Source organism: Phyllobacterium calauticae (assembly GCF_019991125.1).
GTDB lineage: Bacteria > Pseudomonadota > Alphaproteobacteria > Rhizobiales > Rhizobiaceae > Phyllobacterium > Phyllobacterium calauticae.
Genome location: NZ_JAGENB010000010.1, coordinates 105,787 through 118,925, shown reverse-complemented (window position 1 = coordinate 118,925; position 13,139 = coordinate 105,787). Strand labels below are relative to the sequence as shown.

Below are 13,139 nucleotides of genomic sequence, written 5' to 3'. Positions count from 1 at the left end.
GATTGGTGGACGGCCGGCGCTTTACGGGGACGGCATTATCAACGTTACCCGCCGATCCAAAAAGGCAGCGTACATCCGTACCGGATATGATGAAGTGCGTGGCATCGGCTGGTGCGAAGCCAAGCGCTCTGATACCGGCGAAACCAAACGCGAAGAGTTTTCCATCGAAGATGCCAAACGCGCGGGCCTTTGGGACGAACGTCCCTTTGTCAAAAAGCAGGACTGGACCACCAAGGAATGGTCCGATGTCCCCAATGAAGCCCCGTGGTTCCGCTATCCGCAGCGTATGCAGAAATGGCGCGCAGCGGGATACTGCCTTCGGGAACTCTTTGCCGATGTACTTGGCGGTATTACCGACGAATACGAGGCTCGCGAGATTGCCGGTGAAATTTACGAGCCTGAGCAGAAAGCTCCACCAACACCACCCTCACCGCCTTCACCACTGTCTGCATTGCGTGGCGTTGATCCAATTCCAGGCAACGGTGATGACAAAGATCTCGACGACGCAACCGACGTTGAGATCGAACAACGGTCAATGGAGCTGTTGCCACCGTCGCCGTCGAAGCCTGCTGTTCAAACGGCAACTGACAACCCGGCAGACGTAATCTCCGATGCTGAAACCCGCTTTGCATGTGTTCAGGATGAAGGCGACTGGGAAGAACTTCGTTCCGAGTTTGCCCACCTGCAGGAGACTTTCTTCCCGCCGGACTGGGACAAGCTCGTCGACATCATGCGGCAAGCCTATGACCGGGTGGCAGCATGAGCCCGCGCTTCACGATCCGAGACGAAACAGTTCACATGGCATTCGACATGCTGGAAGTGCATGCGCAACCGGCAGCCGCAGCCAAGGCAATGCGGGAACGCAGGGAAGATGAATGGCGGGCTGCAAAGGCCCGTGCCTTCCTCAAGGCCACCGGAAGCGTCGCCGAGCGCGATGCTCACTCCCTGCTATCGGAAGATTTCAAGCTGGCTTGTGAGCGCTTCTATGCCGCCGTCGAGGCTGATGAAGAATACCGGAACCAGCGCGGCAAGTGCGAAGCCATCATTGAGGCCTGGCGCACCTGTCAGAGCAATTATCGGGCAATGGGGAAAATCGCGTCATGACCTCCATTCCCCTACACGCACCATATGAAGTCCGCCGGTCAAAAGTCTTGGCCGCCATCTATGATCGTACTCATCTTCGACTAAAGCTTGAGGTTGCGCAGAACGACGCTGTTCTTGCCCAGATGGAAATAGAGCTCGCCCAGATCATAGAACGCGCCGTAAAGCGCGCGCGGAGGGCGAACTGATGGTGGGGTCGGTCCTCTACAATGGCGAACAGTTTTTCTTCAGCACCTGTCCTCGGTGCAACGTTCAGCACGCCTTCCCGCGCTACATTTATGAGGCAGCACAAGCACGCAAGGGTACCAAGAATACCTCTGGATACCTTGTGTTCTGCCCAAATGGCCATGAGTGGCACTACAGAGAAGGCGAAAGCCGCGAAGACGAACTTCGCCGGGAACGTGACCTTCTCAAGCAACGGTTATCCCAGAAAGATGGCCAGATCGACTGTGAGAGGGAACTCCGGACAGCAGCCGAACGCTCCGTAGCGGCTCGCAAAGGCCAAATCACGCGCCTGAAGAACCGTGCAGCAGCCGGCGTCTGCCCTTGCTGCAATCGTTCCTTTGAGAACCTGCGGCGGCACATGTCAAACCGACATCCGGCTTTTGTTGCCGAAGAGGTGGCGTAATGGCTCGCCGCGAATTCTCCCGTACCGTGTATGCCGAGATCGTCAAGCGCGCGATGCATCCGAAGCACGGCATTTTCTGCGAAGGATGCGGCCTGATTCTCGGCAAGAAGCCCTACGCAGTTGACCATATCAAACCGGATGGCCTTGAAGTCGACAAGACCCGAAAGCTGACGGCCGCCGACGGTCAACTCCTTGGTGTCGAGTGCTGCCACAAGCCAAAGACAAAAATCGATGTGGCTGTGATTTCAGAAGCTAAACGCCGCGAGGAGAAGCACCACTGCATGAAGCGTCCGAAAGGCGCGATCAAGTCGAAGGGCTTTCCTAAGTACGCGAAGCCCTCCCCAACCCTCTCCAAGCCCTTGCCACCGCGCAAGCTCTATCAGGAGCGGCTGCCATGAGTGATATTCGCTTCAGCATTGATCCCCGCCTGGTACCGCCCGTGAAAGCCGCGCGGCGATTACATCTGACGTTAGCGGAGTTTGAGGACAAACGGCGCGCGCTTGAGCAAATTGGGTTTCCGGAAGCCTTCCCGATCACCGGATTTTACGATCTTGCAGCGATCGACGCGTGGCTGGATCGGCGATCGGGGCTTGGCAAAGCGGGGCAAAAATCCTTAGCATTGGATGCGAAGGATGTTGTCGCGCAAAGGATTGCCGCACTTGGCTAACATCAAGCTCAAGCATTACGTGATCCGCAAGGGCAAACACGCATACTGGATGCCCACTCCCAAGATGCGCGCCCTTGGCTTTCAGACTGTTCCCTGTGGCCATGATGGACCGGATGCCTGGGCAATCGCCCGTGAATGGGAAGAACGCTATCAGCGCACACGCAAAGGTTTGGAACCGCCAATCCTGCAGGTGTACCCCGTAAACAGTGTTGGAGACGCCTTCTATCGGTTCCGTCGCACAAATGAATGGGCACGCAAGCCGCCCCGGACCCGCGAAGATTGGGAACGAGGGTGGAAATACATTGAACCCATCTTTGGCGATGTGGCCCCAGAAACCATATCCATGGAGAATATGGACATATGGTATGCCAGCCTTATCAAGAAAAAGGGCGTAGGCGAGGCTGGGCGCGCGATGAAGACGTGGCGGGCGCTCTACACCGTCATGACCGCGATGAAGCTCTGTACGCCCAAACAGGACCCTTCCCGCGCGATCCAGAAACAGAGTGTGCCGGGCAGAACTCAAATCTGGTCGGAAGGCGAGGCAACACGCCTGGTCAAAAGTGCATGGAGAGCAGGCTATAAAGGTTTGGCCTGCATCATTGCCATTGCTTGGGATACGAGCTTTTCGCCAGTCGATTGCCGTACACTCACCCCTGCTCACGCTGTATCCGCAGGGGACGATTGGGGATTTTTGACCGCCCGCGGCAAAACCACGATGACAGCCTTCGGGATCATGTCCCGAAGGACGCGCCGCCTCGTGCAAGCTTACATTGCTGGTCTCGATTATGATCTGCATGACGACGCACCAATTTTCCGCACGCGCGGTGCAGCACCCGGCCCGAAAGGTGGACGACGACACAATCCAGTCCCCTTCACCAAAGGCAGCCTGATTGATGATTTTGCGGATGTGCGCCTGTTGGTGTTTGGCAAAGATGAAAAGCGTCGACTCTCAGATATGCGCCGGACCGGAGCGGTCGAAGCTGTATCCGGCGGTGGCACCGTAGAATCAATCGCAGCAAAAATGGGTAACAGCATCGACCAGAATAAAACGCTGCAAAAAACGTATATCCCGGTGAATCTGGCAGCAGTGCGCGCAGCCGATGAATCGCGCAAGATCGGGCGCAAAAACATAGCCGAAGAACGGAATGAGATCAGAAAGTTGAAACTAGTCGGGAAAAGGTAGTTGAAACTGCGGGGTCCGCCACTTTTCCTCTAAGCAACTATCTATCTGATAAACTTAGGGGAAAAGTGGCGCGAGTGACGGGGCTCGAACCCGCGACCTCCGGCGTGACAGGCCGGCACTCTAACCAACTGAGCTACACCCGCGCACTTTGCAAACCAGAAATTCATCTGGTGTGAGCGGTCGTTTAAGGGGTTCGCGGGGGAGTGTCAAGCGCTAGTCGACAGGAAAAATGCGATTGTGAAAAACTCTTCAAACAAATCATAAAAGTGTCTCATACCCTCTTGCCAATATCGCACGAAACGCCTAAACGCTCCCCACACACCCTTTGTGAGGGGGCGATTAGCTCAGTTGGTAGAGCGCTTCGTTTACACCGAAGATGTCGGGAGTTCGAGTCTCTCATCGCCCACCATTCCCCAAGCGGAATATTTTCTTCCCTTTCTTCAAGCCGAGATAACTGGTCTGTTCACGTCGCAGCCGACATGCGTGCGTGGTTGGGATTCGCCAGTTGCGGATTTTTCCAGCCCGCAGTGAGCAACTGCAATATTTTATCCTTTGCGCCGGCGATTTTCTGCGGCAACAATGTTCTCCTCCTTCCAAGAGCAAACCAGAAAACGGGAACATCACATGCCAAACAACCGTGCAGCACGAATCGCACTCCTTTCATTCGCCACGCTTTACCCTGCCCTTGCCCATGCGCATGTCGGCGTGGGTGATACCAGCGGCTTTACCCATGGCTTCGCCCATCCCATCTCCGGCCTCGATCACGTCCTGGCGATGATTCTCGTCGGCATCCTTGCCTTCCAGCTGGGCGGACGCACCCTGTGGCTCGTTCCGGCAGCGTTTGTCGGGATGATGGCCGCTGGCGGCGCGCTCGGCGCTGCCGGAGTAAGCCTGCCCTTCGTCGAATTCGCAATCGCACTCTCGGTGATTGTGCTCGGAGCGGCGGTGGCCTTCGAGATTCAGGCGCCGGTGGCCATTGCAACCGCCCTCGTCGGCCTCTTCGCCATTTTCCATGGCTACGCCCATGGCGCGGAAATGCCGGAAAGCGCCGGCGGCCTCGCCTATGCGGGCGGCTTCATGGCCGCCACCGCCCTGCTCCACGTCGCCGGTATCGGCATCGGCTTTGCCATCGGCGGAATCAGCCAGCGCGCCGGCCCCAGCGCGGTGCGAATCATTGGCGGCCTGGCGGCGCTCGCGGGCGTCGGCATCCTGACAGGCGCGCTCTAAACACCTGGAATGCCGAATCAAAAAGCCGGGCAATTGCTTGCCCGGCTTTTTGTTTGTTTATTTCCGATGGCTTCAGTGCGCGATCTGCGCCGAAGCATCATCCTCGACCACGGCGGCGGCAGGCACGTTGACCGGCTCCGTCCATTCGATCGGCTCCGGCTGACGCACGAGCGCATGCTTGATCACTTCCCCGGCACGCGATACCGGGATGATCTCAAGGCCGTTCTTCACATTGTCCGGAATTTCCGCCAGATCCTTGGCGTTTTCTTCCGGGATCAGAACCGTCTTGATGCCACCGCGCAGGGCAGCAAGCAGCTTCTCTTTCAGACCGCCAATCGGCAGGACCCGTCCGCGCAGCGTGATCTCGCCAGTCATGGCGATATCCTTGCGCACCGGAATACCGGTCAGGATCGAGACAATGGCTGTCACCATCGCGATACCGGCCGACGGACCGTCCTTCGGTGTCGCGCCTTCCGGCACGTGCACGTGGATGTCCCTGCGGTCGAACAGCGGCGGCTCGACGCCGAAATCGATGGCTCTGGAGCGGACATAGGATGCCGCTGCGGAAATCGATTCCTTCATCACGTCGCGCAGGTTGCCCGTGACGGTCATGCGGCCCTTGCCGGGCATCATGACGCCTTCAATGGTCAGCAGTTCGCCGCCCACCTCAGTCCAGGCAAGACCTGTGACAACGCCAACCTGATCTTCACCGTCGATCTGGCCGAAGCGGAACTTCTGCACGCCGAGATAGTCGTTGATGTTGGTCTCGGTGACCTTCACCGTCTTCTTGGTCTTCGACTTCAGAATTTCCGTCACTGCCTTGCGGGCAAGCTTCATCAGTTCACGTTCGAGACTGCGCACGCCGGCTTCCCGCGTGTAATCGCGGACGATGGCACGGATCGCGCCTTCCGATACGGAAAACTCCTTCGGCTGCAACGCATGGTCGCGGATGGCCTTGGGCAGAAGGTGCCGCTTGGCGATCTCGACCTTCTCGTCTTCCGTGTAACCGGCAATACGGATGATCTCCATACGGTCCATCAGAGGACCCGGGATGTTCAGCGTATTGGCCGTCGTCACGAACATCACGTTCGAGAGGTCATATTCGACCTCGAGATAGTGATCCATGAAGGTTGAGTTCTGTTCCGGATCGAGCACCTCGAGCAGAGCCGAAGACGGATCACCGCGGAAATCCTGGCCCATCTTGTCGATTTCATCGAGCAGGAAGAGCGGATTGGACTTCTTTGCCTTCTTCATCGACTGGATGACCTTGCCGGGCATCGAACCGATATAGGTGCGGCGGTGACCGCGGATTTCAGCCTCGTCACGCACGCCGCCAAGCGACATGCGGACATATTCACGGCCGGTTGCCTTGGCGATCGAGCGGGCCAGCGAGGTCTTGCCGACGCCGGGAGGACCAACGAGGCACAGGATCGGACCTTTGATCTTGGTCGACCGTGACTGCACGGCGAGATATTCCACGATCCGGTCTTTCACCTTGTCGAGGCCGTAATGTTCGGCATCCAGGATCTCGTCAGCGAGGTTCAGGTCGTTCTTCACCTTCGACTTCTTGCCCCACGGAATGGTGAGCAGCCAGTCGAGATAGTTGCGGACAACCGTCGCTTCGGCGGACATCGGGCTCATCTGGCGAAGCTTCTTCAGCTCCTGATTGGCCTTTTCGCGCGCTTCCTTGGAGAACTTCGTCTTCTTGATGCGCTCTTCCAGCTCGGCTGCCTCGTCGCGGCCGTCTTCGCCGTCGCCGAGTTCCTTCTGGATCGCCTTCATCTGTTCATTGAGGTAGTACTCGCGCTGGGTCTTCTCCATCTGGCGCTTGACGCGCGAACGGATACGCTTTTCCACCTGAAGAACGGAAATTTCCGACTCCATGAACGACATGGCCTTTTCCAGCCGTGCACGCACGGACAGGATCGACAGCATGTCCTGCTTCTCGGGAATCTTGATCGCAAGATGCGAGGCGACCGTATCGGCCAGCTTCGAGTAGTCCTCGATCTGTCCGGCAGCGCCAACGACCTCTGGCGAAATCTTCTTGTTCAGCTTCACGTAGTTTTCAAAGTCCGACACGACGGAGCGGGCCAGGGCTTCGATTTCAACCGCGTCTTCGGCGGGTTCCGACAGCGTCGTGGCATTGGCTTCGTGGTAATCCTCGCGGTCGCTGAAACTGGTGATTTCAGCGCGGGCAATACCTTCGACCAGAACCTTGACCGTACCATCCGGCAGTTTCAGCAACTGCAGGACATTGGCAATGGTGCCGATGCTGTAGATGGCATCCGCCTGCGGATCATCATCCGCAGCATTCTTCTGTGTGGCAAGCAGGATTTGCTTGTCGACGCCCATCACTTCCTCGAGTGCGCGAATGGATTTTTCGCGACCGACAAAGAGCGGAACGATCATGTGTGGGAAGACAACGATATCGCGCAATGGCAAAACGGCATAAAGCCCGCTTTCTCCACCCGCCAGTGTCTTCTTGCTTGCAACCGTCATTTCATGTCCTTTCTCAGGCCAATCGGCCTAGATCGCCACATCCGGGTACCCTTTGGTTGCATGATCTTTTCCAAAATCGGGATCCATTTTGGGGATCATGCGAAGAGCGGCATACGACCGGCTGTGCAGCTTAACCTTTACTTGGAGTGGCGGGGCTCCGGTTTCAAGCGCCCCGGTTTCAAGCTCGGTCACAGAATCGTAATCTATCCTGCTCCTACCAAACTCCAAGCGCAATCTTTTGCGATGCAGCACACCGCTGAAGAGGATGATTTTCGTGGAAATCATCTGTCGACGGGGGCGATACTGCCCGGCCTACACTGTCTTACCGACGCTGCTCTGCAAAAATTGTGCGCCCCGCATGGTTAATCAACCGTAAATATTGTTTCGTGGCGCAATTAAGACCCGCAACAAATACCAGGGTCAAAATGCAAAAGGCCCCGCTGACGCGGAGCCCTGCTTTCCAGACACTGGTTCGGCGCCTTACGCCGAAACATTGCCCTTTTCTTCCTTGCGCTCGGCATAGATGTAGAGCGGGCGCGAATTGCCCTCGACCACATCGCCGGAGATCACGACTTCCTGAACGCCATCGAGCGTCGGCAGTTCGTACATCGTGTCGAGCAGGATCTTTTCCATGATCGAACGCAGCCCGCGTGCACCGGTCTTGCGGGCAATGGCCTTGAGGGCGATTGCCTTCAGCGCGTCTTCATGGAACGTCAACTCGACGTTTTCCATGTCGAACAGGCGCTGGTACTGCTTGACCAGGGCGTTCTTCGGTTCCGACAGAATCTGCACCAGGGCAGCTTCGTCGAGATCCTCGAGCGTGGCGATGACAGGCAGACGGCCGACAAATTCGGGGATGAGACCGAATTTCAAGAGGTCTTCCGGCTCAAGCTCGCGGAAGATTGCGCCGACACGACGCTCGTCCGGGCTCTTGACCGCTGCGCTGAAACCGATGGATGTCTTCTCGCCGCGGGCCGAGATGATCTTGTCAAGACCAGCAAAGGCACCACCGCAGATGAACAGGATGTTGGTCGTGTCCACCTGCAGGAATTCCTGCTGCGGATGCTTGCGCCCGCCCTGCGGCGGAACGGAAGCGACCGTGCCTTCCATGATCTTCAGCAGCGCCTGCTGCACGCCCTCACCCGACACGTCACGGGTGATCGACGGGTTGTCGGACTTGCGGCTGATCTTGTCGACTTCGTCGATATAGACGATGCCGCGCTGGGCCCGCTCGACATTGTAGTCGGCCGACTGGAGCAGCTTGAGAATGATGTTCTCGACATCCTCACCGACATAACCGGCTTCCGTCAGCGTCGTCGCGTCTGCCATTGTGAACGGCACGTCGATGATGCGGGCGAGCGATTGCGCCAGATAGGTTTTGCCGCAACCGGTTGGACCAACGAGAAGGATGTTGGACTTCGCCAGTTCGACTTCATTGTTTTTCGATGCGTGGGCCAACCGCTTGTAGTGGTTGTGCACCGCGACAGAGAGAACACGCTTGGCATGGTTCTGGCCGATGACGTAATCATCGAGCACCGCCATGATTTCCTGCGGCGTCGGAACGCCTTCGCGGGATTTCACCATCGAGGATTTGTTTTCCTCGCGGATGATGTCCATGCACAACTCGACGCATTCATCGCAGATGAAAACAGTCGGGCCCGCAATCAACTTGCGAACTTCGTGCTGGCTCTTCCCGCAAAACGAGCAATAAAGCGTATTCTTTGAATCACCGCCGCCGTTGCTGACTTTGCTCATTGCAGTTTCCTTTCAGTATCGGCGCCCTGTTTGGCCGGGAACCGTTCACCCCCTTCGGGACTCTGCCCTGCGGGGAATGATTCGAATAGTAATTCGAAGAATAGGCTTCCTCTACTCACCAATCACTTAACGTAGCGTCTGTTGGCCTGCATGCAAGCCGGATGTGTGGCAAAAAGTCCGCATCCGGGTCAAAAAAAGTTCATTCTCGACCCGGTGCGGCCATTTAGCCGGTTACTTTGCATCCCCTTCGATGATCGCACGGGATTCAAGCACCTTGTCGATAAGACCGAACTCGAGTGATTCCTGTGCCGTCATGAAGTGGTCGCGGTCGAGAGTCTTCTCGATTGTCTCGTAGTCGCGGCCCGTGTGCTTGACGTAGATCTCGTTGAGGCGGCGCTTCATTTTGATGATGTCCTGGGCATGGCGCTCGATGTCCGATGCCTGGCCCTGGAAACCGCCGGATGGCTGGTGCAGCATGATGCGGGCGTTGGGCAGCACGAAGCGCATGTCCTTTTCACCGGCTGTCAGCAGCAACGAGCCCATCGACGCGGCTTGACCGAAGCACAGGGTCGAGACAGCCGGACGGATGAACTGCATGGTGTCGTAGATCGCCATGCCCGACGTGACGACGCCGCCGGGTGAATTGATGTAGAGGTTGATCTCTTTCTTCGGATTTTCCGATTCAAGGAACAGAAGCTGGGCGCAGATCAGCGTCGCCATGCCGTCCTCGATGGGTCCGGTAATGAAAATGATGCGTTCTTTCAGCAGGCGCGAGAAAATATCATAGGCCCGCTCGCCCCGGTTGGTCTGCTCGACGACCATGGGTACGAGGTTCATTGCTGTTTCGATTGGATCTCTCATCGGTGGGCCTCAGCGTTTTGGAGAACAAGGGGTTTGAACGCCCCCAAGATTCGTGGATTACACTTTCGATACATAGGGTGTTGCCACCCTGTTCCGCAAGATGTTCTGCCGCCATCCGGTAAGGAGCGCAAGCGCAGAACCGCTTTTTACGCGGCTTCCGCCCGCAACCAGCGTTGCAGCAGCGGCACATCGCCGGTTCCCAGCGTTTGCGCTACCCGCCGCCCGACCGCCGCGCCGAATTTGTACCCATGTCCGGAACAGGCCGAGACGACGAGGCATTTGTCCCGTTCCACTGCGAAAAACCGTTCATCGGCGGTGAATGTATAGGCGCAGGTGACAACACTGCTCACCCTGTATTCGCCGATCCGCTGCAGCGGCGGGGCGAAGAGATCGCGGATCGCTTCGCCCTCGCCCGGTTCCGCAATGCGGGCGGCGTCGGCATCCGCCGATTTGCGCTTGTGCAGGCCCGAGCCGAATTTCAGGCCGCCGCCGCCGCTGGCCGGAATGATATAACCGTCGGTACGCCCGCCCACATCGAGCACGACGGGAGAATGCTCCCAGGCCGCGTGCAAATCCGCCGGCGGTTCGAGATAGACCACGGCCGTCCGGTAGGTGGTGAGCGAGGAGACGAGATCGGGGAACAGTTTTGTCACCCAGGCACCCGCCGTGACGACCACCCTGTCAGCAGCAATGACCGTACCATCGGCCAAGGTCACCGTCCCTGCGGCGCTGTCGACGGCAGTCACTCCGGTGTTTTCCAGCAGCGCGGCGCCGTGCGCGCGCAGCCAGCGCGCCATATCCCCGGCGATCCTGCGGCAATGCAGCGCGCCGCCCTCCGGCGAGAAGAACGCATAGCGGAACGTGCCCGCTTCCAGATAGCCATAGCGCTTTATGGCCTCGGCGGGCTCATAAAGCTCAAGGGGATAACCGCCCTGCTCAAGCCCCTTGCGGTATTCCTCGGCGTCATCGCCCGCGTCGCGCGATATGCAGATGAAGCCGCGCGGATCGAGATGGCTCGTGCCGATGTCCTGCCACAGCTCGTCCCAGGCCGCATAGGCCTCCGAAATCGCATCCGCGTAACCGCCCGCGGCTCCATAGGCGCGGCGGATGATGCGGTGATGATCGCCCGAGGCTGCCAGCGGATTGGGAATCGGCCCCTGCTCGATCAACGTCACCGCATGACCGGCCTTGGTCAGCGACCAGGCGCTGGACAGTCCGGCAATTCCTGCTCCGACGATGGTGATTTTCATGATGGGGTCCTGCTATGACTGCTGAAGGAGGGAGATTCGCATGCAATATGAAACCATTCGCATCGATTGCTCAAACATTTTCGACGTGGAAAGCTTTCATCCTGTGTTTGCCGCGACCTGCGGCTTTCCTTCCTGCAAAGTGGTGACCCGCCTGTTCCCTGTCCTTCCTTCGTCTGACCCACGGTATATCTGATCATGACCCCTGCCACGCCCGCCTCATTCCAGTTCACGCCTGCCACCCGCCATCTGCGGCTCGATCCGCACGACCAGGTCTTCGTGCAGAATCCCTACGGCACCTATGCCGCGCTGCACGCGCAGACATCGGCGTTCTTCTGGGAGGAATACGGCTTCTGGTGTTTCATCGGCTATGACGGCGTCAACAAACTATTGCGCGACCGCCGCTTCGGCCGGGAAAACCGCCATGGCATCGCCGATTCCCAGGGCAACACCGGTGATCGCACGCATCTGAAGGATTTCGACCACGTCGAAAAATTCTCGATGCTGGAACTGGAACCGCCCACCCATACCCGGCTGCGCACGCTGGTGAACCGGGCCTTCGTCTCCCGGCAGGTGGAAAGGCTCCGCCCGCGCATCGAGACGCTGGCGCACACGCTGATCGACCGCTTCGAAGCAAAGGGCAAAGCCGATCTCATCGCCGATTTCGCCACGCCCATTCCCGTCACCGTGATTGCCGAAATGCTCGGGGTGCCGACGGAAGCGGCGCCGCGGCTTCTCGACTGGTCACACCGCATGGTGGCGATGTACATGCATGGCCGCAACCGCCGGTCGGAAGACAGCGCCAACGCCGCCGCTGCCGAGTTCTCCAGCTTCCTCAGGGACTATGCCGGACGGCGGCGCAGCGAACCGGCCGACGATCTTCTCAGCCTGCTGCTGGCGGCCGAGGCGGATGGCGCGAAACTATCCGAGGACGAGCTGATCACCACGGCGATCCTGCTGCTCAATGCCGGGCACGAAGCCACGGTGCACCAGACCGGCAATGCGGTCAAAACCATCGTGGAAAGCGGCCGCAGCGCCGCCGACCTGTTTTGCGATGCGGATTCGACGGCGCGGACCATCGAGGAATGCCTGCGCTTCGACGCGCCGCTGCACATGTTCACGCGCTATGCCTATGAAGAAATCGACCTTGGCGACGGCATTGCGGTGAAGCCCGGCGACCAGATCGGCCTGATGCTTGGCGCGGGCAACCGCGATCCCAACGCCTTTGCCGATGCCGGAGCTTTCCTGCCGGGACGGTCAGACCAGAAAAACCTCTCCTTCGGCGCGGGTATCCATTTCTGCATCGGCGCACCGCTGGCGCGGCTGGAACTGCAGGTCTCGCTCAAAGTGCTGTTCGACCGGCTTCCCGGGCTGCATTTCAAGGAAGCCCCGCGCTTCAAGGATACCTATCATTTCCATGGATTGGAGCGGTTGGAGGTGGAGTGGTGATTGTGAAGAACGCTTGCACAACCATCATGCGTGGTTCGACAAGCTCACCATGAGGGAATTGGTCTGATTGCAAAGCTAACCAGCAACTTTGCAGAATAAACGCCCTGCAACCCACTCATTTCCCTCATGGTGAGCTTGTCGAACCACGCACAGTGGCAATGCAAAAACTCACAACCTGATCACATATTCCTTGCGCGTTGTTTCGATGACTTCCCAGGTGCCGCGAAAGCCGGGGCGCAGCACAAAACTGTCTCCGGCCTGCAAATGCCGTTCCTTGCCGCCCTCTTCCGTGACGATCGAGCGGCCCGAGAGAATGTGGCAGAACTCCCACTCGTCATAGACGATGCGCCATTTGCCCGGCGTTGCTTCCCAGATCCCGGCGTAGAGGCCGCCATCGGCCTCGTCGCAGTTCCAGGTGCGGAACTGCGGATCGCCCGCGATCACCCGATCTGCCGCCGGAGCGCCGTGTTCGGGATCGATGCTGCCGAAATCGATGGTGACGAAATGCGACGGTGCCATGGG

13 protein-coding genes, 2 tRNA genes and 1 pseudogene are annotated in these 13,139 nt (G+C 58.4%); 10 read left to right on the top strand and 6 right to left on the bottom strand.

What is annotated here, in order from left to right; genetic code table 11:
- The 6 genes and pseudogenes from J1W56_RS23880 to J1W56_RS23855 all read left to right on the top strand — a co-directional run.
- Positions 1–763 (top strand): annotated as a pseudogene (locus tag J1W56_RS23880) (hypothetical protein); the annotation flags it as partial.
- A complete protein-coding gene (locus J1W56_RS23875; protein ID WP_223615769.1) occupies positions 760–1,104 on the top strand; it encodes a hypothetical protein in 345 nt (114 codons plus the stop codon). The pseudogene J1W56_RS23880 and the gene J1W56_RS23875, both read left to right, overlap by 4 nt.
- Before the next feature lie 184 nt (positions 1,105–1,288).
- Positions 1,289–1,729 carry a hypothetical protein gene (locus J1W56_RS23870; protein WP_223615768.1) on the top strand — a complete coding sequence of 147 codons (441 nt, stop codon included), beginning with the start codon at positions 1,289–1,291 and terminating at the stop codon, positions 1,727–1,729.
- Positions 1,729–2,127 carry a hypothetical protein gene (locus J1W56_RS23865; protein ID WP_223615767.1) on the top strand — a complete coding sequence of 133 codons (399 nt, stop codon included), beginning with the start codon at positions 1,729–1,731 and terminating at the stop codon, positions 2,125–2,127. The genes J1W56_RS23870 and J1W56_RS23865 overlap by 1 nt, the downstream gene beginning before the upstream one ends.
- Positions 2,124–2,396: a hypothetical protein gene (locus J1W56_RS23860; RefSeq protein WP_223615766.1), complete on the top strand. Its 273-nt coding sequence runs from the start codon at positions 2,124–2,126 to the stop codon at positions 2,394–2,396. Before J1W56_RS23865 ends, J1W56_RS23860 begins: the two co-directional genes overlap by 4 nt.
- Positions 2,389–3,579 carry a hypothetical protein gene (locus J1W56_RS23855; RefSeq protein WP_223615765.1) on the top strand — a complete coding sequence of 397 codons (1,191 nt, stop codon included), beginning with the start codon at positions 2,389–2,391 and terminating at the stop codon, positions 3,577–3,579. Before J1W56_RS23860 ends, J1W56_RS23855 begins: the two co-directional genes overlap by 8 nt.
- 66 nt (positions 3,580–3,645) lie before the next feature.
- On the opposite strand, the gene J1W56_RS23850 is transcribed toward J1W56_RS23855, so the two are convergent.
- Positions 3,646–3,722 (bottom strand) — tRNA-Asp (locus tag J1W56_RS23850).
- 190 nt (positions 3,723–3,912) lie between these two features.
- Between J1W56_RS23850 and J1W56_RS23845 the strand changes: the two genes are divergently transcribed.
- Positions 3,913–3,988: transfer RNA gene (locus J1W56_RS23845), tRNA-Val, on the top strand.
- Between the two features lie 215 nt (positions 3,989–4,203).
- Positions 4,204–4,806 carry a HupE/UreJ family protein gene (locus J1W56_RS23840; RefSeq protein WP_223615764.1) on the top strand — a complete coding sequence of 201 codons (603 nt, stop codon included), beginning with the start codon at positions 4,204–4,206 and terminating at the stop codon, positions 4,804–4,806.
- 72 nt (positions 4,807–4,878) lie between these two features.
- Here J1W56_RS23840 and lon read toward each other — a convergent pair whose 3' ends face one another.
- The 4 genes from lon to J1W56_RS23820 all read right to left on the bottom strand — a co-directional run bounded on the left by lon (position 4,879) and on the right by J1W56_RS23820 (position 11,171).
- Positions 4,879–7,305, bottom strand: a complete 2,427-nt coding sequence (gene lon, locus J1W56_RS23835) for an endopeptidase La (RefSeq protein WP_223615763.1) — start codon at positions 7,303–7,305, stop codon at positions 4,879–4,881.
- A 480-nt stretch (positions 7,306–7,785) separates the two neighbouring features.
- On the bottom strand, positions 7,786–9,060 hold the full coding sequence (gene clpX, locus J1W56_RS23830) for an ATP-dependent Clp protease ATP-binding subunit ClpX (RefSeq protein WP_223615762.1): 1,275 nt from the start codon (positions 9,058–9,060) through the stop codon (positions 7,786–7,788).
- Between the two features lie 231 nt (positions 9,061–9,291).
- The gene (locus tag J1W56_RS23825) at positions 9,292–9,921 is read right to left on the bottom strand and encodes an ATP-dependent Clp protease proteolytic subunit (RefSeq protein WP_091883799.1); all 630 of its coding nucleotides are present in this window, start codon (positions 9,919–9,921) and stop codon (positions 9,292–9,294) included.
- A gap of 146 nt (positions 9,922–10,067) precedes the next feature.
- Positions 10,068–11,171, bottom strand: coding sequence for an NAD(P)/FAD-dependent oxidoreductase (locus J1W56_RS23820; protein ID WP_223615761.1), 1,104 nt, complete (start codon positions 11,169–11,171; stop codon positions 10,068–10,070).
- 40 nt (positions 11,172–11,211) lie between these two features.
- Here J1W56_RS23820 and J1W56_RS23815 point away from each other — a divergent pair, with 40 nt between their 5' ends.
- Together J1W56_RS23815 and J1W56_RS23810 are read left to right on the top strand one after the other, a co-directional pair.
- Positions 11,212–11,364, top strand: a complete 153-nt coding sequence (locus J1W56_RS23815; protein WP_223615760.1) for a hypothetical protein — start codon at positions 11,212–11,214, stop codon at positions 11,362–11,364.
- 2 nt (positions 11,365–11,366) lie between these two features.
- Complete coding sequence (locus tag J1W56_RS23810) at positions 11,367–12,617, top strand: cytochrome P450 (RefSeq protein WP_223615759.1); 1,251 nt, start codon at positions 11,367–11,369, stop codon at positions 12,615–12,617.
- A 168-nt stretch (positions 12,618–12,785) separates the two neighbouring features.
- Here J1W56_RS23810 and J1W56_RS23805 read toward each other — a convergent pair whose 3' ends face one another.
- On the bottom strand, positions 12,786–13,136 hold the full coding sequence (locus tag J1W56_RS23805; protein WP_223615758.1) for a cupin domain-containing protein: 351 nt from the start codon (positions 13,134–13,136) through the stop codon (positions 12,786–12,788).
- Positions 13,137–13,139: the final 3 nt, after the last annotated feature.

Excerpts from the sequence above, each read along its gene's own strand:
- J1W56_RS23875 (WP_223615769.1), top strand. The coding sequence starts at position 760 with ATGAGCCCGCGCTTCACGATCCGAGACGAAACAGTTCACATGGCATTC.
- J1W56_RS23870 (WP_223615768.1), top strand. The coding sequence starts at position 1,289 with ATGGTGGGGTCGGTCCTCTACAATGGCGAACAGTTTTTCTTCAGCACC.
- J1W56_RS23865 (WP_223615767.1), top strand. The coding sequence starts at position 1,729 with ATGGCTCGCCGCGAATTCTCCCGTACCGTGTATGCCGAGATCGTCAAG.
- J1W56_RS23860 (WP_223615766.1), top strand. The coding sequence starts at position 2,124 with ATGAGTGATATTCGCTTCAGCATTGATCCCCGCCTGGTACCGCCCGTG.
- J1W56_RS23840 (WP_223615764.1), top strand. The coding sequence starts at position 4,204 with ATGCCAAACAACCGTGCAGCACGAATCGCACTCCTTTCATTCGCCACG.
- lon (WP_223615763.1), bottom strand. The coding sequence starts at position 7,305 with ATGACGGTTGCAAGCAAGAAGACACTGGCGGGTGGAGAAAGCGGGCTT.
- clpX (WP_223615762.1), bottom strand. The coding sequence starts at position 9,060 with ATGAGCAAAGTCAGCAACGGCGGCGGTGATTCAAAGAATACGCTTTAT.
- J1W56_RS23825 (WP_091883799.1), bottom strand. The coding sequence starts at position 9,921 with ATGAGAGATCCAATCGAAACAGCAATGAACCTCGTACCCATGGTCGTC.
- J1W56_RS23820 (WP_223615761.1), bottom strand. The coding sequence starts at position 11,171 with ATGAAAATCACCATCGTCGGAGCAGGAATTGCCGGACTGTCCAGCGCC.
- J1W56_RS23815 (WP_223615760.1), top strand. The coding sequence starts at position 11,212 with ATGCAATATGAAACCATTCGCATCGATTGCTCAAACATTTTCGACGTG.
- J1W56_RS23810 (WP_223615759.1), top strand. The coding sequence starts at position 11,367 with ATGACCCCTGCCACGCCCGCCTCATTCCAGTTCACGCCTGCCACCCGC.
- J1W56_RS23805 (WP_223615758.1), bottom strand. The coding sequence starts at position 13,136 with ATGGCACCGTCGCATTTCGTCACCATCGATTTCGGCAGCATCGATCCC.